The organism is Erwinia sp. INIA01, from assembly GCF_025947915.1.
GTDB lineage: Bacteria > Pseudomonadota > Gammaproteobacteria > Enterobacterales > Enterobacteriaceae > Erwinia > Erwinia coffeiphila.
Genome location: NZ_JAPDNC010000001.1, coordinates 280413 through 299650, shown reverse-complemented (window position 1 = coordinate 299650; position 19238 = coordinate 280413). Strand labels below are relative to the sequence as shown.

At 58.2% G+C, this 19238-nt stretch carries 18 protein-coding genes; 13 read left to right on the top strand and 5 right to left on the bottom strand.

The window, feature by feature from the left end; translation table 11 throughout:
• From OMR58_RS01315 to OMR58_RS01270, 10 genes are all read left to right on the top strand, one after another.
• Complete coding sequence (locus OMR58_RS01315; RefSeq protein ID WP_200559378.1) at window positions 1–666, top strand: amino acid ABC transporter permease; 666 nt, start codon at window positions 1–3, stop codon at window positions 664–666.
• Window positions 667–687: 21 nt separating this feature from the next.
• Window positions 688–1566: a 4-hydroxy-tetrahydrodipicolinate synthase gene (dapA, locus tag OMR58_RS01310; RefSeq protein WP_200559159.1), complete on the top strand. Its 879-nt coding sequence runs from the start codon at window positions 688–690 to the stop codon at window positions 1564–1566.
• 64 nt (window positions 1567–1630) lie between these two features.
• Window positions 1631–2905 (top strand): NAD(P)/FAD-dependent oxidoreductase, encoded by a 1275-nt coding sequence (locus OMR58_RS01305; protein WP_200559158.1) that lies wholly within the window; start codon window positions 1631–1633, stop codon window positions 2903–2905.
• Window positions 2902–4383, top strand: a complete 1482-nt coding sequence (locus OMR58_RS01300) for an aldehyde dehydrogenase family protein (protein ID WP_264544941.1) — start codon at window positions 2902–2904, stop codon at window positions 4381–4383. The genes OMR58_RS01305 and OMR58_RS01300 overlap by 4 nt, the downstream gene beginning before the upstream one ends.
• 11 nt (window positions 4384–4394) lie before the next feature.
• The gene (locus OMR58_RS01295) at window positions 4395–5420 is read left to right on the top strand and encodes a proline racemase family protein (protein WP_200559156.1); all 1026 of its coding nucleotides are present in this window, start codon (window positions 4395–4397) and stop codon (window positions 5418–5420) included.
• Between the two features lie 42 nt (window positions 5421–5462).
• The gene (locus OMR58_RS01290; RefSeq protein WP_105591903.1) at window positions 5463–6170 is read left to right on the top strand and encodes a GntR family transcriptional regulator; all 708 of its coding nucleotides are present in this window, start codon (window positions 5463–5465) and stop codon (window positions 6168–6170) included.
• A gap of 108 nt (window positions 6171–6278) precedes the next feature.
• Window positions 6279–7034 (top strand): SDR family NAD(P)-dependent oxidoreductase, encoded by a 756-nt coding sequence (locus OMR58_RS01285; RefSeq protein ID WP_200559155.1) that lies wholly within the window; start codon window positions 6279–6281, stop codon window positions 7032–7034.
• 14 nt (window positions 7035–7048) lie between these two features.
• Window positions 7049–7801 carry an SDR family NAD(P)-dependent oxidoreductase gene (locus OMR58_RS01280; protein WP_200559154.1) on the top strand — a complete coding sequence of 251 codons (753 nt, stop codon included), beginning with the start codon at window positions 7049–7051 and terminating at the stop codon, window positions 7799–7801.
• Window positions 7802–8129: 328 nt separating this feature from the next.
• Window positions 8130–10511: a membrane-bound PQQ-dependent dehydrogenase, glucose/quinate/shikimate family gene (locus OMR58_RS01275; RefSeq protein WP_200547311.1), complete on the top strand. Its 2382-nt coding sequence runs from the start codon at window positions 8130–8132 to the stop codon at window positions 10509–10511.
• Between the two features lie 329 nt (window positions 10512–10840).
• Window positions 10841–12043: an MFS transporter gene (locus OMR58_RS01270; RefSeq protein WP_105591899.1), complete on the top strand. Its 1203-nt coding sequence runs from the start codon at window positions 10841–10843 to the stop codon at window positions 12041–12043.
• Window positions 12044–12108: 65 nt separating this feature from the next.
• Here OMR58_RS01270 and OMR58_RS01265 read toward each other — a convergent pair whose 3' ends face one another.
• Window positions 12109–12543, bottom strand: coding sequence for a DoxX family protein (locus tag OMR58_RS01265; protein WP_200559152.1), 435 nt, complete (start codon window positions 12541–12543; stop codon window positions 12109–12111).
• A 379-nt stretch (window positions 12544–12922) separates the two neighbouring features.
• Between OMR58_RS01265 and OMR58_RS01260 the strand changes: the two genes are divergently transcribed.
• A complete protein-coding gene (locus OMR58_RS01260) occupies window positions 12923–13999 on the top strand; it encodes an NAD(P)H-dependent flavin oxidoreductase (protein ID WP_264544940.1) in 1077 nt (358 codons plus the stop codon).
• 79 nt (window positions 14000–14078) lie between these two features.
• Here OMR58_RS01260 and OMR58_RS01255 read toward each other — a convergent pair whose 3' ends face one another.
• Window positions 14079–15008 carry a DMT family transporter gene (locus OMR58_RS01255; RefSeq protein ID WP_200559150.1) on the bottom strand — a complete coding sequence of 310 codons (930 nt, stop codon included), beginning with the start codon at window positions 15006–15008 and terminating at the stop codon, window positions 14079–14081.
• Window positions 15009–15140: 132 nt separating this feature from the next.
• On the opposite strand from OMR58_RS01255, the gene OMR58_RS01250 reads away from it, so the two are divergent.
• Complete coding sequence (locus OMR58_RS01250; protein WP_105591896.1) at window positions 15141–15629, top strand: Lrp/AsnC family transcriptional regulator; 489 nt, start codon at window positions 15141–15143, stop codon at window positions 15627–15629.
• A gap of 74 nt (window positions 15630–15703) precedes the next feature.
• On the opposite strand, the gene OMR58_RS01245 is transcribed toward OMR58_RS01250, so the two are convergent.
• Both OMR58_RS01245 and OMR58_RS01240 read right to left on the bottom strand, forming a co-directional pair.
• Window positions 15704–16855 carry an L-dopachrome tautomerase-related protein gene (locus OMR58_RS01245; RefSeq protein ID WP_264544939.1) on the bottom strand — a complete coding sequence of 384 codons (1152 nt, stop codon included), beginning with the start codon at window positions 16853–16855 and terminating at the stop codon, window positions 15704–15706.
• Between the two features lie 10 nt (window positions 16856–16865).
• On the bottom strand, window positions 16866–17363 hold the full coding sequence (locus OMR58_RS01240; RefSeq protein WP_264544938.1) for a lactoylglutathione lyase family protein: 498 nt from the start codon (window positions 17361–17363) through the stop codon (window positions 16866–16868).
• Between the two features lie 93 nt (window positions 17364–17456).
• Here OMR58_RS01240 and OMR58_RS01235 point away from each other — a divergent pair, with 93 nt between their 5' ends.
• Window positions 17457–18329 carry a LysR family transcriptional regulator gene (locus OMR58_RS01235; protein ID WP_264544937.1) on the top strand — a complete coding sequence of 291 codons (873 nt, stop codon included), beginning with the start codon at window positions 17457–17459 and terminating at the stop codon, window positions 18327–18329.
• 60 nt (window positions 18330–18389) lie between these two features.
• Here OMR58_RS01235 and OMR58_RS01230 read toward each other — a convergent pair whose 3' ends face one another.
• Window positions 18390–19193, bottom strand: coding sequence for an IclR family transcriptional regulator (locus tag OMR58_RS01230; RefSeq protein WP_264544936.1), 804 nt, complete (start codon window positions 19191–19193; stop codon window positions 18390–18392).
• Between the last annotated feature and the right edge of the window lie 45 nt (window positions 19194–19238).

Genomic DNA, 19238 nt, shown 5'->3' with positions numbered 1-19238 from the left:
ATGACACTCGATTTCACCCAGGTCTTTTCCTACTGGCAGGTGCTACTACAGGGCCTGGGCCTGACGCTGGCCTTTACGCTGAGCTGCGCGGTAATCGGCAGCCTGGCGGGCTTTATTGTCAGCCTGCTGCGCCTGTCGCCGTTCCGGCCGCTGCGCTGGCTGGTGACGCTGTACGTGGAGTTCTTTCGCGGCACGCCGCTGCTGATCCAGCTGTTCTGGGTGTTTTTCTGCTTCCCGGTGGTGTTCCAGCTCAATATCGCCCCGTGGCTGTGCGTCACCCTGTCGCTGGTGCTGTATATGGCAGCGATCACCAGCGAAACCTTCCGCGGCTCGCTGAAATCCATCGCCGGGGAACAGCATGATGCCTGCGTGGCGCTGAGCCTGACGCCAATGGCCAAAATTCTCTACGTCATTTTCCCCCAGGCGCTGCTGCGCGCCGTGCCCACGCTGCTGTCGAACGTGGTTGCGCTGTTCAAGGAGAGCGCGCTGATCTCGTCGGTCGGCGTAGCGGATCTGATGTTCGTGGGGCAAAGCATTTCCAACAGTACCGCGCGCCCGGTGGAATTTCTCTCGGCCGTGGCGGTGATCTATTTCGTTGTGGCATTCCCCTTAACGCGCCTGGTGGGCGTGGTCGAGTCGCGTTTGTTACGGCGTTACGCCCTTTAACTGTCCACAGGAGAAGTAACGATGAAACTACAAGGTATTTTACCGGCCCTGGTCACCCCTTTTGATGCCGCAGGCACGGTCGATCACCAGCAGCTGGCCGATATTCTGGAGTATCAGCTGAAGGCGGGCGTGAACGGCTTTGTGCCGCTCGGCTCCACCGGCGAATATTATGCCCTGACCAACGAGGAGCGCCGTCAGGTGCTGAAAACGGTGAAAACGGTGGTGGGGGATCGCGGCACGCTAATCGCCGGAGCGAACGGTTCCTGTACCCGCGAAGTGCTGGAGCAGGTGCGGCAGACCGTTGACGCGGGCTATCACAACCTGCTGATTGCTCCGCCGTATTACGCGCTGCCTTCCCAGGAGGAGCTGATCGGCCACTATCAGGCGATTCTTGATGAATTCAGTGACATCAATGTGGTTCTGTATAACTATCCGGTGCGCACCAACGTGGAGGTCGGCTTCAGCGTGCTGGAAGCGTTTAAAGATCATCCACGCGTGGTCGGAATTAAAGAAAGCAGCGGCAGCGTGCTGCGCGCGGTCGAAATTGGTCACCGCTATAAAGAGCAGTATCAGCTCTCCTGCGGCTCCGACGATGTGGCATTTGATTTCTTTATGTGGGGCGCCAGCAGCTGGATTTGTGGACCGGCCAACTGCTTCCCGGATCAGATCGTCGACTTCTATCGTAAATTCAGCAGCGGCGATTTACGCGGTGCGCAGGATGTTATGCGTACGCTGTTCCCGGTGATGGCCAGCATGGAAGAGGGCAAGTTTATCCAGAAGGTGAAATACGGCTGCGAGCTGGCTGGGTTTAAGGCGGGTAATGCCAGAATGCCGCTACAGCCGCTAACTCCGGAAGAGAAGGCGGCATTCCGCCAGGTATTCGAAGCATCCCAGCGCTAATCACAATTGAGGTTTCGGCTGGCGGGCCAGAGCGTGCGCGCCAGCCGGTTAACGAGTGGCAACTATGTCAAAACAGCAGATTACACAAAAGTCGGTGGTGATTGGTGGCGGTATTGTGGGCGTCTGTTGTGCGCTCTGGCTGCAAAAAGAAGGGCATCAGGTCTGGTTGATCGACCCGGCTGCACCCGGCGACAGCACCGCGAAATGGAGCTGCGGACAGATGGCGGTGAGTGAAGTGATCCCGCTTTCCAAACCGGGTATTTTAAAACGTATTCCTGGCTGGCTGCTGGATCAGACCGGGCCGCTGGCGCTGCGCCCGGCGGCGCTACCGGCCATGCTGCCGTGGTTTCTGCGCTTTGTTGCCAACGCGCGCCACAGCCGCATCGACGCCATTGCCCATGCGATGGCTACGCTGACCCATCAGGTTTACCCAGATTTTGCCACGCTGCTGGCGATGTGCCCGGACAAAACGCTGCTGGGGCAGCGCCCGGTGATTGAAGTGTTTGATTCACCGCGCGGCCTGGCGGCGGAAGCTGAGCACCTGCGCCTGCGCGAGCAGCTTGGCTTTAAGGCCGAGACGCTGGATGCCGCGGCGATTGCCGATCTGGAACCTGCGCTGGCGGGGAAATTCTCGCACGGCGTGCTGTTCCCGGACTGGTGCGCCGTCAGCGATACCAAAGGCTTTATTGCCGCGCTGACCGACGCGTTTGTGCGCCAGGGCGGCGTGCGTGTAGACACCGAAGCGCAGTCAATCAACGAAGCGAACGGTCTGGCCTGCGGCGTGACGCTGAACGATGGCCGCCAGCTGCCCGCCGATCACGTGGTGGTGGCTGCCGGTACCGGCTCGCGGCGCTTCTTCGACCAGCTGGGCGTGCGCGTGCCGCTGACCGGCATTTCCGGCTATCAGGCGCTGCTGCCGCAGCCCGAGGTCGAGTTTAACCATTCGGTAATTTATGCCGACGGCGGCTTCTGCTTCACACCGATGACCCGCGGTTTGCAGATCGGCGGCACCATTGAATTTGCCGGTGCCGATGCGAAACCGAACTTCCAGCGTGCCGAGATTATCCTGCAGAAGGCCCGAAGGCTGCTGCCGCAGCTCAACGTGGCCGATAAAGAATTCGGCGTCGGGCACCGTCCCTTCCTGCCGGACACCAAACCGATAATTGACCGTTCGCGCCGTCTGACCAACGTGCTGATGGCCTTTGGCCACGGCCAGCTCGGGCTGACGCTGGGCGCAACAACCGGACGGCTGATTGCCGATCTGGCTGCCCTTCGCGTACCCGCTCAGGATCTTACCCCTTTCAGTGCCTATCGCTTTATGTCAGGAGACCGTTCATGACCTTTACCAACCAGCTTTTTATTAACGGCCAGTGGGTTGCCCCGGTGCGCGGCGGCAGCTTTGATACGATTGACCCGGCGAATGAAACCGCCATTGCGCAGGTCGCCGCTGCGACGGCTGAAGATGTGGACCGGGCGGTGCAGGCCGCGCGTAACGCCTTCGACCACGGCGGCTGGCCGGAACTGAGCGGCAAAGTACGCGCCGGGTATCTGCGCCGCATCGCCAGCCTGATCCGCGACCGGCAGCAGACGCTGGCCGAACTGGAAGTGCGCGACAACGGCAAACCGCTGCCTGAAGCACTGTGGGATATTGGCGATACCGCTTACTGTTTTGATTTTTATGCCGATCTGGCCGAGCAGCTGGATGCGCAGCAGGAAAAGGCGGTGGCGCTTTCTGACGAGCGCTTCAGCTCCGTGGCGCGCAAAGAGCCGGTGGGCGTCTGTGGGGCGATTATCCCCTGGAACTTCCCGATGCTGATGGCGGCGTGGAAAGTGGCCCCGGCGCTGGCCGCGGGCTGCACGGTAGTGCTGAAGCCCTCCGAGGTCACGCCGCTGACCGCACTCCAGCTGGCGGACATCGCCCGTGAGGCCGAGCTGCCGCCGGGCGTGCTCAATGTGATCACCGGACTCGGGGCTGATGCCGGCTCGCCGTTAACCGAACATCCCGATGTCGATAAGCTGGCCTTCACCGGCAGCGTCCCGACCGGGCGCAAAATCATGCAGGCCGCCGCCGCAGAGATTAAAAACGTCAGCCTGGAGCTGGGGGGAAAGTCGGCGTTTATCATCTTTGATGACAGCGATATTGAAAAAGCGGTGGAGTGGATACTGTTCGGCATCTTCTGGAATAAAGGGGAAGTCTGCTCGGCCACGTCGCGGGTGCTGGTGCAGCGCAACCTGTATGATGCGCTGCTGGCCCGGCTGGTGGAGGAAGCGGAGCGCATCCGCATCGGCAACGGAATGGCCGACGGCGTACTGCTCGGGCCGCTGGTCAATGCTGCGCAGTATGAGAAAGTGCAGACGGCGATCGCCCGGGGAATAGAACAGGGGGCAACGCTGCTCAGCGGCGGGAAGAGACCGAACGGCCACGACAAAGGCTACTTCCTGCAGCCGACGATTTTCACCGACGTGTCGGAAGAGAGTGACATCTGGCGCGAGGAAATTTTCGGCCCGGTGGTCTGCGTGCGCGCCTTCGATGATGAAGCCGAAGCCGTGGCTTCCGCTAACCGTTCGCGCTTTGGTCTGGCCGCGGCGGTGATGTCGCCGGACCTGGCGCGTGCCGAACGCGTAGCCCGCAGACTGCGCGCCGGGATTGTGTGGATTAACTGTTCGCAGCCCACTTTCACCGAAGCGCCGTGGGGCGGCTATAAGCAGAGCGGCATCGGCCGCGAGCTGGGCGAGTGGGGCCTGAACAACTATCTGGAAACCAAGCAGATCACCCGTTACGACAGCGACGAGCCGTGGGGCTGGTACATTAAATAAGAGATAACGCCATGCGCTGGAAAAAAACATTACAGCTGATTGATGTGCACTGTGAAGGGGAGATCGGCAAGGTGATCACCTCGGGAGTGATTGATATTCCCGGTACCACCATGCTTGATAAAATGAACTACATCAACGAGGTGGACGATAGTCTGCGTCGCCTGGTTATGCTGGAACCGCGCGGCTGCCTGCAAATGTCGGTGAACCTGCTGCTGCCGCCGACGGTGCCGGGCGCGCATGCGGGGTTCATCGTCTTGCAGGCCGATAAGGCGCATCCAATGTCCGGCAGCAACTGCATCTGCGTGGTTACCGCGCTGCTGGAAACCGGGATGATTGCCATGCAGGAGCCGGAAACCACCGTGGTGCTGGATACCCCCGCCGGGCTGGTGACGGCGATAGCGGCCTGTTCCGACGGGCGCTGCGTGAGCGTGTCGCTGGATATGGTGCCTGCCTTTGTTGAACATCTGGACCGCGAGTTTGATATCCCCGGCTTTGGTAAGATCGCCGCCGATATTGCCTTTGGCGGCGTCTATTATGCGCTGATTGACGTTGAGCAGATCGGCCTGACGATTTCACCGGACAATGCCCGCGAGCTGGCAACCCACGGCGTGGCGTTTTGCCAGGCAATCAACCAGCAGATCCAGGTTCGCCATCCGCTGCTGCCGTTAATTAACGACGTGGCCTATGTGATGTTCCGCCAGCGTGAGGAAAGCAAAATCTGGCGTACCTGCACCACGCTGCCGCCGGGGCGGGTGGATCGTTCGCCCTGCGGCACGGGCAGTTCTGCTAACCTGTCTGTACTGGATGCGCGCGGTGAAGTGGAAGTGGGCGATCGCCTGACCTCGCGTTCAACGATTAACGGTGAGTTTCGCGTAGAGCTGCGCGGGCGTACTCAGGTCGGCGATAAACTGGCGGTACTGCCGCGCGTCACCGGGCGGGCCTGGGTGTACGGCATTCAGCAATTAGGCGTTGATCCTGACGACCCGCTCGCGGCGGGCTTTATGCTCAGCGATACCTGGGGACCGGCATTATCCTGAGGCCGTTTTTGTATTAATTGACTCTCAGTCAGGGAAAGAGCGATGAAACCTAGCGATAAAGAAGAAGGCACCGGCCGCCGACACGGCGGGCGCTATATTTATGAAGAGCTGCGTCGGCAGATCCTGACGCTACAGTTGAAGCACGGCGAACAGCTGGACGAGATTTCGCTGGCGAACACGTTTGGTCTGTCCCGCTCCCCGGTGCGCGATGCAATGGCGCGTCTGGTGAGTGAAGGACTGGTGACGATTCTGCCGAACCGTACCGCCATCGTGACACCGTTTGAAATTGAGGAGTTTCCGAACTACATCACCGCGCTGGATCTGATCCAGCGGGCGGTGACGCGGCTGGCGGCGAAGCACCGCAGCGAAGCCGATCTGCTTAAAATCGAAGCGGCGAACGCCGAGTATATGGAAAAGGTTTATCAGGGCGACTTCAGCGCGATGACGGAGAAGAACAAAGCTTTTCATCTTGCCATCGCCGCCGCTGGTCGCAATAACTACCTGGCGACCTACTACGATAAGCTGCTTTCCGAAGGCCAGCGCATCCAGCACCTGCAGTTTGATTTTATGACCAGTCAGGATGCACCGCAGAAGCTGGGCCGCGATCACGATGAACTGATCGCGGTGATCCGTGCCGGAGATGCCGACGCGGCCGATAAAGCCGCTCATGAACATACCATGCTATTCCAGAACCGTTTTCTGACCTTTATGCAGCGCAATCTGCTGAAGGATATGGACATTAACGCCTGATCCCCCGGTTTTAAACCCACCGCCGCGTGTAAAAAACGCGGCGGGCGGGGAGCGTTTGGCTTTTTTCCGGCAAAGGGCAGTGCACAACAGCGACACGAGGAGAGAAAAATGCAGCGTTTTAGCAATAAGAACGTCATCGTCACCGGCGGCGCAGGCGGCATCGGCGAGGCTATCTGCCGCCGCTTTGCTGCGGAAGGGGCGCAGGTGTGGATCGTCGACAGCAACGCGAAACTGGCCACGGCACTGGCGGAGAGTATTCGTCAGGAAGGCGGAAGGGCGCAGTGGCGGGCCGTGGATCTGGCCAGCGCGGCAGAAATCACGGCGTTTGTCGCCGACGTGAAATCACAGGAATCCCGCATTGATGTGCTGATCAATAACGCCGGGATCAACCGCCGTGGTCCGCTGCTGGAACTGAGCGAAGAGGACTGGCACAGCACCTTTACGGTAAATCTGGATGCGCTGTTTCATATGTGCCGCGCGGTGCTGCCGCAGATGATCGCGCAGGGCGGCGGGGCGATTGTCAACACTGCCTCGCAGTGGGGGCTGCATCCCGCGCCGGGACATATTGCCTACAACACCTCCAAGGCCGCCGTGGCCGCCTTTACCCTCAATCTGGCACGTGATTACGCCGCCGATAAGGTGCGGGTCAACGCGGTGTGCCCCGGCGAAGTGCGAACCCCGATGCTGGAAAGCAATCTGGCGCGCAGCGGCCGCACGCTGGAGGATTTAAACGCGCTGGTGCCGTTTGGCCGCATCGGCGAACCGGAAGAAATTGCCGCCACGATGGCGTTTCTGGCCTCTGATGAAGCACCGTATCTTTGCGGTGCACTGATTGAAATCACCGGCGCGCAGGCCGTGGCATAACTCCTGGAGGAACGATGACTTCACTTAGCGGCAAAACGGTACTGGTTACGGGCGCAACTAAAGGGATTGGTCGCGAAATTGCTAAATCGCTGCACGCTGAGGGGGCTTCGGTGATCGGCCACTATGGTCACGATGAACGCAGTGCGGTGGCGCTGCTTGCGGAGTATCCCCGACGACTGCAACTCGTTCAGCAGGATTTGTCACAGCCGCAGGCTGCGGCGTCGCTCTGGCAAAAGGCGCTCCGCTGCGCTGACAGAATAGACGTGCTGGTGAACAACGCCGGTATTTATGTTGCGTCGCCGCTTGAGGATGCCGAAGCGTGGCAGGCGGGATGGCAGGTCAATTTACAGGTGAACCTGCAGGCCCCCGCCGATCTGTGTCGGCTGGCAATCGGCCACTTTAGCCCGTTGGGCGGCGGGATAGTGATTAATATGGCCAGCCGATCCTCGCATCGTGGCGACGGGCCGGAACATCTGGCCTACGGCGCGGCAAAAGGCGGACTGCTGGCGCTGACCAAAGGGATCGCCCGCGGCTACGGCCATCAGAACGTGCTGGCCTATGCGCTGGCTCCGGGCTGGGTGCGTACGGCGATGGCGGAGGATCATATCGCCAGCGTCGGCGAAGCCGTGGTCACGGCGGACCTTCCGCTGCGTGAAGTCACGCCGCCTTCCGACGTGGCGGCGATGATCGCCTTCCTCGCCAGTGGTCGCTGCCGCCACGCCACCGGATCAACCATCGATATCACCGGCGCGGATTACGTTCGCTAATCTGCCATCGCTGTAATTTTCATCTCTCATGACAAACCTGCATCCCGCTGACGGGATGCAGGCTGTGATCTGCATCGCAAATAATACCTTAGTGTCGCGAATTTAAATTTATGTAAAGCAGCTTGATTGACTTTGTTAATCACGAGGTTCTATGCTTTGCGTCACATTGTGTGCAAGTTTGTACACAATAAAATTTCCAGCCTGACAATCAGCAATCCCGTGAGTGGATGAAACGATTATCCCTTTTAACACAGTGTGTTAAGAGACGGGCTGGTATTGCCTGAAGCAAAGTGAGTTATCCAACTATTCATTCTTTGGAACTAAATTTATGGATGTAAACAACCCGGGGAAACTCGGCAAACTATGGCTGAAGCTGGTGGCGGCGGTGACCGCGCTGGCCGGTATTTACTTTCTGGCGGGCGGGGCCTGGCTGGCCGGGATCGGTGGAAGCTGGTACTTCCTGATCGCCGGTATCCTGCTGCTGGGCAGCGGGGTGCTGATGTTCCGCCGTCGGCTGGCCGGTGCGGTACTGTTTGGCATTACCCTGGTTTACACGGCGGTCTGGGCGCTGTGGGACGTGGGCCTGCAGTTCTGGCCGCTGTTCTCACGCGTTTTTGCCCCGGCGGCGGGTGCGGTGCTGATCGCCTTTACCGTGCCGTTGCTCACTCGCCGTGTCGGTATCCGGCGCGGGGCATTTGTTTCCGGTTGCGTGCTGCTGGTGGCGGTCATTGCCGCCTTTATCAGCTCGTTCCAGCCGAAAGGGATTATTCGCAACACCGATGAAGCGGTGGTCAGTAAAGCACTCCCGGAAACGGACCCGCACGCCTCGCAGGCCGACTGGCCCGCTTGGTCCGGTGACAACAAAGGTTCGCGCTTCTCTTCGCTGAGCGATATCACTCCGGCAAACGTCAAAGACCTGAAAGTGGCCTGGACGGCACACACCGGCGAAGCGGTGATCCCCGATAAGGGCGATGCGGAAGACCAGAACACCCCGCTGCAGATTGGCGACAGTCTGTACGTCTGTACGGCATATACCTCGCTGATTTCCTACGATATCGACAGCGGTAAGGAAAAATGGCGCTACAAGGCCGGACTGGGGAACTCCACCTATCAGCGCTGCCGCGGTATCGGCTACTTTGATGCCACGACAGCGAAAAACGTCGCCGAGCCGGGGAGCGCGATCGATGCTTCCGTCAGCCCGCAGCGGCTGTTCTTCCCCACGGGGGATGGCCGTCTGGTCGCTATTGACGCGCACACCGGTAAACCGGCAGCCAACTTTGGTAACAACGGCGTTGTCGATCTGAAAATCGGCATGGGCGAGGTGAAACCGGGTTACTACCAGCAGTCTTCTTCTCCGCTGGTGGCCGGGAATCTGGTGATCGTCGGCGGCCGCGTGGTCGATAACTTCGAAACCAACGAGCCGCCTGGCGTGGTTCGCGCCTATAACGCCGTGACCGGCGATCTGGTGTGGGCCTGGGACCCGGGCAATCCGAACGTCACCCGCGAGCCGCTGTCGCCGGAAGGCTATACGCGCGGTACGCCGAACGTCTGGGTTGGCATGTCGTACGACGCCGATCTGGGGCTGGTGTATCTGCCAACCGGTAACGCCACGCCGGACTTTTATGCCGGAGAGCGTACCGAGGCCGATGACAAATACGGTTCTTCAATTGTGGCGGTGAAGGTGTCCACCGGGCGTCCGGCCTGGTCGTTCCAGACCGTGCATCACGACGTATGGGACTTCGACGTGACCGGTACCCCGGTGCTGTACGATGTGAAAAACGATGACGGCACGGTGACACCGGTGCTGGCGGAAACGTCAAAGACCGGGATGATCTACCTGCTGGATCGCCGTAACGGTAAGCCTGTCGCACCGATCGAAGAAAAGCCGGTGCCGCAGGGCAACGTGCCGGGCGAACGCTATTCGCCGACGCAGCCGTATTCCACCGGCATGCCGGGAATTGGTAATGAAACGCTGACCGAATCGGACATGTGGGGTGCCACGCCGTTTGACCAGTTGATGTGCCGTATCCGCTTCAAGTCCAGCCGCTACGACGGCATCTTCACCCCGCCGGGGCTGGATACCGCCTTACAGTATCCGGGATCGCTGGGTGGCCTGAACTGGGGTGGCGCGTCCGTTGACCCGACGACTGACCTGCTTTACGTCAACGATCTGCGTCTGGGGCTGTACCACTACCTGGTTCCGGCGAAGGATATTCCAGCCGGGCTGGGCAGCAGTGAAGGGATGGGGATCGTCGTGCAGAAGGGGCTGCCTTACGGCTCCATGCGTCAGCGCCTGATGTCACCGCTCGGCGTGCCGTGCCAGGCACCGCCGTTCGGTACGCTGTCGGCGATTAACCTGAAAACCCACAAGCTGGTGTGGCAGGTTCCGGTGGGCACCGTGCAGGATACCGGGCCGTTAGGTATTCCGGTGGGTCTGCAAATGCCGCTGGGGATGCCGACGCTCGGTCCGACGCTGACCACGCGTTCCGGTCTGCTGTTCTTTGCCGGTACTCAGGACTTTTACCTGCGGGCGTTTAACAGCCACAACGGTGAGGAAATCTGGAAGTCGCGCCTGCCGGTGGGCAGCCAGAGCGGCCCGATTACCTACCGTTCAGCGAAAACCGGCAAGCAGTACGTGGTGATCTTTGCCGGAGGTTCGCCACACTCCAGCGAGCGTGGTGATGACATTATCGCTTACAGCCTGCCTTAACGGCTAAAGCGGCGGCAGACGTTTGCCGCTTTCTGGGGCCACGGGATGACCGTGGCCCCTTTTAATCTGAATCATTGCTTGCCCTACGCTAACTCTGCTTACTCTGCTTACTCTGCTTACTCTGCTTTCTCGGCTAAGCATTTTTTCTGCTAAAGATTTGCGGAGTTATTTTTTTCGTTCAAAACTCCATCATCCGTCACCTTTTTAACTTGTTTCCAATCTTTAACATCTGCTAAAAAGGGTCTGCCAGGACGGCATCTTATTAATGGCAAACTCAATTCCCCTGCGTTAGAACAATAACGTATTAAAACTATTTAACTGGTATAAAAATGAATAATACTGCGGCCGTTGCGCGGCCAAAAACCTGGATGAGCGTGCTGCTTGTTCTGGGATTAACGCATTTACTTAACGATCTTATTCAGTCCCTGATACCTGCCGTATACCCGATTCTGAGAGAAAAATATCAGCTCGACTTTGTGCAGATCGGTATTATCACCCTGACTTTCCAGATTGCCGGATCGCTCCTGCAGCCGGTTGTCGGAGCAATTACCGACCGTCGCCCTTATCCTTATTCCACCGTGCTCGGCATGATGTTCACCCTGGCGGGGCTGGTCGGACTGGCGTATGCGCCAAGCTATCATCTCATTCTGCTCTCTGCTGCCAGCATCGGTATTGGTTCATCTATTTTCCACCCTGAAGCCACACGCATGGCGCGCTATGCGTCCGGCGGCAGGCAGGGGCTGGCGCAGGGGATCTTCCAGGTCGGCGGCCAGGCCGGTGGTGCAATGGGGCCACTGTTTGCGGCGCTGATTATCGTGCAGCGCGGGCAGGAAAGCCTGGCGTGGTTTGCGGTACTGGCGCTGTTCGCCGTGGCGCTGATGATCTGGACCGCAGGGCGTCATGACGCCATGAAGCACAGCTTTATCCAGTCGGTCAAAGCCAAAGCAAAAAGCGGGCACAAATCCCAAACCTATCCGCCTGCGGTAGTGGCAACCGGGCTGATCGTGCTGACCCTGCTGATGTTTTCCAAGAACGCCTATAACGAAAGCTTCCGCTCGTTTTACACCTTCTACCTGATGGACCATTTTGGTGCCTCGATCACCACATCGCAGTTTATGCTGTTTCTGTTCCTGGCTGCTTCGGCGGTAGGTGCGTTGCTGGGTGGGATTTTAGGCGACCGCATTGGCCGCTATAAAATCATCTGGATCTCCATCCTTGGCCCGCTGCCGTTGACGCTGATGCTGCCGTACGCGGATTTCCACTGGACGGTGGTGCTTACGATTCTGATCAACCTGATTATGGCCAGTGCCTTTGCCGCCATTCTGATTTACGCCATGGAACTGGCACCGAATCGTATCGGCCTGGTCGGTGGCTTGTTCTACGGGCTGAACTTCGGCCTGGGCGGTATTGCCGCTGCCGTGCTGGGTGCGCTGGCGGATAAAACCGGCATTGAAAATGTCTACTGGCTGTGTTCATTCCTGCCGCTGGCGGGGCTGCTGGCGTGGTTCCTGCCGAAGATTGAAAACGCGTAAATCGCATTTAGCGGGTGCGAAAATGATATCGGGCAGCCTTTGCGTTATGCAGGCTGCCCGTATTTTTAGCGCCAGTTGGGATTGGTTATCACGGAGTATTTACCGCTGCCGAGGAACAGTAAGATAACCGACAGCATCACGTAGAAGACCAGGTCTTCTATTGCCCACGCACCGGTTTCACTCAGCGCCAGCGTATTATCAACGTCTACCAGCCACCAAGCGACGATCATCGTACCAATGATGGTCAGCGCCGAGGGGCGGCAGAGGATACCGAGAATAATCAATATCGGCGCAACCACTTCACCCAGATAAACGCCGTAGCCAACAAAGGCAGGAACGCCATGTTCGGCGAGGGTATTTAAAATAAAGCTGATACCGCTGTGGACCTTGTGCCAGCCGTGAAACAATAATAATCCCCCTAAGGTGATCCTTAACAGCAGGGCGGCCAGATCTTTATTGTTCAGGCGGTTGTTAATGTTGGCGAGGATATGTTCAATCATGATTCAGCTCCGGTTTTTATAATTCAACTATAACGGCTAATGCTGTTGTCAATGAGATATCCACCCTGAAAGCGGTTAATGGCATCCACTCCATTAATACCTGGCGACAGAGTTATTAAGGTAAAAGAGAATCGTTTCTGGTAATTAAATTAGTTTAAATTTTTACTCTGTACAATGAGATTTTAAATTCTTTTTTAAAATAGAAAAAATAAACCAACTAATAACAATTGAATTACACATGGTTTATTTGTAATTACCCTTTGTGCATCTTTTTATTCTCATTGCGTCATGATTGACGGGACCGAATGCCGAAATCGATCTTATACTGATGGCTACCGTTTTTATGGACCCGTTCCGCAACGCTGTGCAGGATGACCGAATGAATAATCTGCTCTGTAAACGTCTCAACCTCCGTTTTCCACTGATTCAGGCCCCGATGGCCGGCGTCTCTACACCCGAACTGGCCGCCGCCGTCAGCAATGCGGGCGCGCTGGGATCGATCGGCGTAGGGGCGTCAACGCCGCAGCAGGCGGAGGCGATGATACGGCAGTCGCTGTCCCTGACCAGCGGCCCGCTTAACGTGAATGTCTTTTGCCATGCTCCGGCGCAGCGCGACCCGCAGCAGGAAAGTGCGTGGATTGCGCGTTTTGGTGAGCGCTTCAGCGGGTTTGATGCGGTTCCTCCGGCAGAACTGTCAGAGATCTATCAGACCTTCTGCGGCAATGACGCAATGCTGGAAGTGCTGCTCAACACCCGCCCGGCCGCCGTCAGCTTCCACTTCGGCCTGCCTTCAGAGGACGTTATCCGGCGGCTTAAATCGCAGGACATCGTGACCCTGGCGACGGCGACCAGCCCGGCAGAAGCGCGGGTGATTGAAGAGGCGGGCGTCGATTTTATCGTCGCGCAGGGCATTGAGGCCGGGGGCCACCGGGGAATCTTTGATCCGCAGGCGGAAGATCGTCAGCTCAGTACCCTGACGCTGGTACAGGCGATACGTCGTGTATCGCGGCTGCCGGTGATTGCCGCTGGCGGCATTATGGACGGTGCGGGGATCGCAGCGATGATGAAGCTGGGTGTGGCGGGCGTGCAGCTGGGCACTGCCTTTGTGCTCTGCCCGGAATCGGCGGCGAATGCGGCTTACCGCCAACTAATGAAGAGCGAACAGGGCGCCAGCACGGTGATGACGGCGGCGATTTCCGGGCGGCCTGCACGCTGCATTACCAATGACTTTTGCCGCATGACGCAGGATATTCCCGCGCAGGCTATCCCGGCCTATCCGCTGACTTATGCCCTCGGCAAAGCGCTCGCTGCGGCGGCCAGCGCAAAAGGCGATCACGGCTACGGTGCGCAGTGGGCGGGACAGGGTGCGTCGCTTGCCCGCGAACTGCCCGCCACAGAACTGGTCAAGGTGCTGATCGCTGAGTGGCAGGCCGCCGATGATTTGACGGCAGAGTGATGTCAGTGAGAGCGAAGGGGAGATGTGGCGGATTTAACGGGGTGAGAAACAGAGGCCCGTCAGGGCCTCTCAGATAAAATTATTTTTTCACGGCGGCAAAGGTCGTCAGCATCACGCCTGAGAATATTAGCAGCAGCCCGGCGATATACAGCGATGACAGCGTATTGTGCAGGAACACCACGGCGGCCACGGCCCCGATCAGCGGCACGCCGAGGGTGACATTGGACATCGTAAACACGCTGACCCGACGGCCATGCTCGGATGAAATCACAAAGCACAGTGACGTGGCTACCGGACCAATAAACAACAGCAGCCACAGCAGGTTGGCACTGAATTCAATCGTTGCCGGTGAGCCTTCCACGTTCCAGGCGATCATTGCCAACGGCACTGCAGCCAGCAGCATCTGCCATGGGGCCAGCGACAGCGGCGATGAGGCCCAGCGGTGATGGCGCACGTGCACAATTACCAGCGACCAGGATATTGCGCCGATAATCAGCAGCGCGGCACCCATCAGTACTTCAGGGTTATCCCACTGCATTTCCCACGGCGAACAGATCAATCCGATGCCTGCCATCCCGGTCAGCAGCGCAACGAGCTGGAGTTTAGACGGTGCCTGCTTCAGTAACAGCCACGATGTGAGTATCCCCCACAGCGGCGTGGTATATGCCAGCAGCACCGCGTGGCTGGTGTCGGTGTGGCGCATGGCGATCATTCCCAGCCCGGTGAACACCATCATCTGCATAATTCCCACCGAGGCAACGATAGGCAGATCCTGCCGCGAGGGGAGTCTGAGCTGGCCGCGCAGCGCCACGAAGGCAAACAGGCAGATACCCGCCGATCCGAAACGGATCGCAGCCAGCCACAGCGGCGGCGTCACGTTCAGTGCCAGCTTGGTTGCGGGCCAGCTCAGGCCCCACAGCACCACCATCAGCAGCAGCCATAGCAGGGTAGATCGCCCGGCGTAGCGGGCTGCGTTTTGTTTAAGGGATTCTGACGTGATAACGCTCATTGGGGTTCCTGATAAATCAGCATGATTTCGATAATGCTATGCCGCTTTATCAGGTAAATCCGTGCTATTTTGTTCTTGCTTTGCTGCTTAAAAGAAAAAATCTACGTTTAAATTCACGATTACAGGAAAACTATGCCGCAACAGAAGCCGCAGCTGGATGAAGTCAGCCTGAAAATCCTCGATATCCTGCAAAAACAGGCCGATATCAGTAATGCCGAACTGGCCGATCGGGTCGGGCTTTCGGTGTCTCCCTGCTGGCGGCGGGTGACGGAAATGCGTGAAAAGGGGGTGATCCGTGGATCGGTGATGCTGGTAGATCCGGAAAGTCTCGGGCTTGAGGTGAATGTTTTTGTTCACGTAACCCTGAAGCAGCAGGACAAACAGTCGCTGGAGGAGTTCACCGACACCGTCAGCAACCGCCCTGAAGTGATGGAGTGCTATCTGATGACCGGGGAAGCGGACTATCTGCTGCGGGTCGTGGTGGAAAATCTGAAGAAGTATCAGGTGTTTATTCAGGAGTGTCTGACGCAAATTCGCAGCGTGGCAAGCATTCGCTCCAGCTTTGCCCTGAGCCAGGTGAAATACACCACGGCGCTGCCGACTCAGCATCTGCTGCGGTAATGATGGGGCAGATGCGAGCGGTTTATGCCGGCCGTATTTCCGACCTGGGGATACCCGGCGAATCTGAACGGCACTCACGCACGGCCATCCACCGCGTCGCCTATGTCTATACCGGCAAATGATTCAGGCAGAGCCACCGAGTAAATCACAAACGGTGTGTCCGGGCTGCTGGCGTCCGGGATCGGCTGTTTTACCGGAATATACAGTTTACGATCGGCGCTGATAAAGGTGCCATCTGGCCGAATAAGTGAAGGGCTGGAGGCGATAACCGCCGTTTTCCCCTCGGGAGACAGCAGGGTAATATTGCCGGTGACGGTTTCCGAAAAATAGATATTGCCGCGTGAGTCCATGCAGCAGCCACCGGCGAAATTATTGGCATACACCTGTTCAACGTACTGCTCCAGCAGTGGGTCGGTGAGAGACCGATCCTTCAGCCAGCGCGTTTCGATGCGGTAAAGCGGCCCGGTCGGCGCTGCCCAGTACAGCCATTTGCCGTCTGCGGTGATTTCCAGCAGGTCGCTGTTGGGCGGATGGAAAGTTTTCCCTCCCTTTACGTGCGCCAGAATTGACGGGATTTTCGCCGCCGAAGCTTTCACCACGCTGGCCCCGGACAGACGGCGCAGAGTCCGGCCGCTTTGCATATCGTGAACAATGATCCCACCCAGTCCGGAGTCGGAGAGATACAGCGTTGAACCATGGAAACGCATGTCGTTCATCTGTGCGCCCGCAGGCAGGATCGTCTCGTCAAAACGCAGGATGCGCAGGATTTCCCCGGAACGGGCATCCAGCTGTACCAGCTTTTGTGCGCCCGGTTGTGGAACGGCATCGGCCGCAGAAAACACTCCTGCGCTCAATGACCCCTGATCGACACACCACACCGTATCATCGGCGAAGATATGCACCGAGTTGAGATATACAAAGGCATTCGTGCCATCCTTTCCCGGCTGCCATTCATTCCAGGCGTTACCCGGGAAGGGCTGAAACTTGCCGCTGGCGTCGCGCCGGGCAAGCGACGGTGTGGATTTATCTTTGGCGTAGCGCGGCAGGCCAAGAAACATGACGTTGTCACGTGTCAGTGCCACCTGGTTGGCCATCCACGGCGATCTTGCCGCGACATTGAGCGGTAGCGGTGTGGGTGCCGCTGCCGCAGAGAACCGGGGAAATGCGCTGCTTAGACTCGCCGCTGCCAGATTAATCAGCAGCGAACGACGGGAAAGTGCGATCATCTTTACCTCATCAGGCGTAGGCACCGGCGGAATAGGTCAGCTCGTAGCTGTGGCTGTAAATCTCAATAATATTGCCGAACGGATCTTCCATATAGACCATGCGATACGGCTTTTCACCGGGGAAGTATTCGCGTACCGGCATGCGCTGTTTTCCTCCGGCAGCCACGATTTTCTCCGCCAGTCCTTCCACATCCGGGTCCTGAATGCAGAAGTGGAAAACGCCGGACTTGCGGAAGTCGAAGTTGTTTTCCGGCTTCACCGCATCCCTGAACTGGAAGATCTCTACACCCACGCGATCGCCGGTGGACAGGTGCGCAATGCGGAAGGAATGCCAGCCCGCGCCGAATACGTCGCTGCACATCACGCCAATTGCGGAGTCGTCTTCGGTAATTTCCGTCGGCGGCATAATCAGATACCAGCCCATCACCTCGGTATAAAATTTAACGGCGGCGTCCAGGTCGGTGACGGACAGGCCGATATGCGAAAAACTGCGTGGGTAAGGGATCATGATATGCCTCGTTAATACGGGAAAAGGGCATAGTAAGTGGACAAGTGTATAATGAAAATATCGCCAGACTTATGGTTTTTATAAAATATCATTATGGTCAATCCGCAATGGCTCCGATCGTTTGCCCTGCTTTGCCAGCAGGAGAGCTTTACCCGCACCGCCGACAGCCTGGGGATCACCCAGGCGGCCGTCAGTCAGCATCTGCGCTATCTGGAGAATCACTATGGCCAGTTGATCGTTCGCAGCCGACGGCGGTTCGATTTGACGCCAGCAGGGATTGCGCTGCTGGAGTTTTGCCGGGAAATGGAAAAAGCCAGCCAGCGGCTGGAGATGCGGCTACAGGAAAATGACGGGGATTGTGGCGATATCAGCCTGATCACCCCCGGCAGTATTGGACTACGCTGCTACCCGCTGCTGCTGAGTTTGCAGCAGTCGCTGCCCGGTCTGGCTATCCGCCACCGCTTTGCGCCCGATGATGAAGTTCTGTCAGCGGTGCTGGAAAATCGCTACGAGCTGGGTCTGATGACCCGTCAGCCCGACGATTCTCGACTGGTCGCTGAACCCTTTGCCAGAGAACCGCTGGAGCTGGTTTTTCCGGCGGGGAAAAAAGTGCAGAGCTGGCAGGATCTGGCCGCGCTGGGGTTTATCGACCACCCTGACGGCCAGGCAATGGCGACACGTCTGTTGAGCCGGGTATTCCCCGGGAACCCCGGCGTGCGCTCGCTGCCGTGCCAAGGCTTCAGCAATCAGATTGCCCTGATCCTCAGCCCGGTTGCCCGCGGTCTGGGTTTTACCGTGCTGCCCCGGTTCGCGCGGCTGGCCTTTTCCGGGCAGCACGAAATTGAAGTGATGCCCTGTACCGTGCCGGTGGTGGATACTATCTGGCTGATCCATCGCGCGGAGTGGCCGCTTTCGGGGCGGGCGCAGAAGGCGCTGGTGTGGCTGAAAGATCATCTGGAAGGCTGAAGGATAAGAACGACGTGCCGCGATATCCCATGCGTAAGAGTGCCATCCTCATCCGATTGTTTACCCTCCGCGATAGCCGCTTTGCCGCGACAGCGCCATTGCGGCATGGCGGATTTTCTCTCCGAGGCGAGTGGTCATATCCGATCTTGCCTCGCTGCTGAGAAAACTGGTGGCGATCCCCGCCACCACTTTGCCGGTATGATCGTATATTGCCGACCCCACGCAGGTCATTGCTTCGTGGATTTGCCCGTTATCGATTGAGAACCCGCGATCCCGAATGCCGTGGAACTCCGCCCGCAGTTCAGCGAGGTTGCTGACGCTGGATGCAGTCAGCGGCGCGGGAAAGCGATCGGCAAATATCCGTTCGAGTTCGTCATAATCCAGCTCGCTCAGCAGTACTTTCCCGGTGGCGGTGAAGGGCGCGGGCAGGCGCTTACCGATGCGGAAGCTGTGCCCCAGTGGCTGATCGGTGTTGCGGCAGCTGACGTACACTACCTCATCGCGATCGAGCACGGTCAGGGTGATGGTGTAGCCGTCGAGCTCGCTATCCGCCGCGAAGTAGTCGCGAAACAGCGAAACAAAATCCATCTGTGACAGAAAACCGTCTGCCCAGTGCATCAGATGCGGCCCCAGACGATAAGTGCCTTCCGCCGTTCTCACCAGTAACCCCAGTTCGGTCAGAACGTTAATCTGGCCGTGCGCGGTACTTTTGGGCAGTGCCAGCTGTCGGGTAATGTCCGCCGCTGAGAGCGAACCGCTGGCCGCCGCGACCAGATCCAGGATGGTGACAGCTCTCCGCAGAGCGGGTACCGAATCGACGCTTTTGAGCGGTTGATCGCTTTTTGCACCGGAATTCCCTGACATACTGCACCTCGCATAAAGTTCATAATACAGACTGTAGTTCAATAT

Coding starts and splice junctions, on each gene's coding strand:
- OMR58_RS01315 (WP_200559378.1), top strand. CDS start 1: ATGACACTCGATTTCACCCAGGTCTTTTCCTACTGGCAGGTGCTACTA.
- dapA (WP_200559159.1), top strand. CDS start 688: ATGAAACTACAAGGTATTTTACCGGCCCTGGTCACCCCTTTTGATGCC.
- OMR58_RS01305 (WP_200559158.1), top strand. CDS start 1,631: ATGTCAAAACAGCAGATTACACAAAAGTCGGTGGTGATTGGTGGCGGT.
- OMR58_RS01300 (WP_264544941.1), top strand. CDS start 2,902: ATGACCTTTACCAACCAGCTTTTTATTAACGGCCAGTGGGTTGCCCCG.
- OMR58_RS01295 (WP_200559156.1), top strand. CDS start 4,395: ATGCGCTGGAAAAAAACATTACAGCTGATTGATGTGCACTGTGAAGGG.
- OMR58_RS01290 (WP_105591903.1), top strand. CDS start 5,463: ATGAAACCTAGCGATAAAGAAGAAGGCACCGGCCGCCGACACGGCGGG.
- OMR58_RS01285 (WP_200559155.1), top strand. CDS start 6,279: ATGCAGCGTTTTAGCAATAAGAACGTCATCGTCACCGGCGGCGCAGGC.
- OMR58_RS01280 (WP_200559154.1), top strand. CDS start 7,049: ATGACTTCACTTAGCGGCAAAACGGTACTGGTTACGGGCGCAACTAAA.
- OMR58_RS01275 (WP_200547311.1), top strand. CDS start 8,130: ATGGATGTAAACAACCCGGGGAAACTCGGCAAACTATGGCTGAAGCTG.
- OMR58_RS01270 (WP_105591899.1), top strand. CDS start 10,841: ATGAATAATACTGCGGCCGTTGCGCGGCCAAAAACCTGGATGAGCGTG.
- OMR58_RS01265 (WP_200559152.1), bottom strand. CDS start 12,543: ATGATTGAACATATCCTCGCCAACATTAACAACCGCCTGAACAATAAA.
- OMR58_RS01260 (WP_264544940.1), top strand. CDS start 12,923: ATGAATAATCTGCTCTGTAAACGTCTCAACCTCCGTTTTCCACTGATT.
- OMR58_RS01255 (WP_200559150.1), bottom strand. CDS start 15,008: ATGAGCGTTATCACGTCAGAATCCCTTAAACAAAACGCAGCCCGCTAC.
- OMR58_RS01250 (WP_105591896.1), top strand. CDS start 15,141: ATGCCGCAACAGAAGCCGCAGCTGGATGAAGTCAGCCTGAAAATCCTC.
- OMR58_RS01245 (WP_264544939.1), bottom strand. CDS start 16,855: ATGATCGCACTTTCCCGTCGTTCGCTGCTGATTAATCTGGCAGCGGCG.
- OMR58_RS01240 (WP_264544938.1), bottom strand. CDS start 17,363: ATGATCCCTTACCCACGCAGTTTTTCGCATATCGGCCTGTCCGTCACC.
- OMR58_RS01235 (WP_264544937.1), top strand. CDS start 17,457: ATGGTCAATCCGCAATGGCTCCGATCGTTTGCCCTGCTTTGCCAGCAG.
- OMR58_RS01230 (WP_264544936.1), bottom strand. CDS start 19,193: ATGTCAGGGAATTCCGGTGCAAAAAGCGATCAACCGCTCAAAAGCGTC.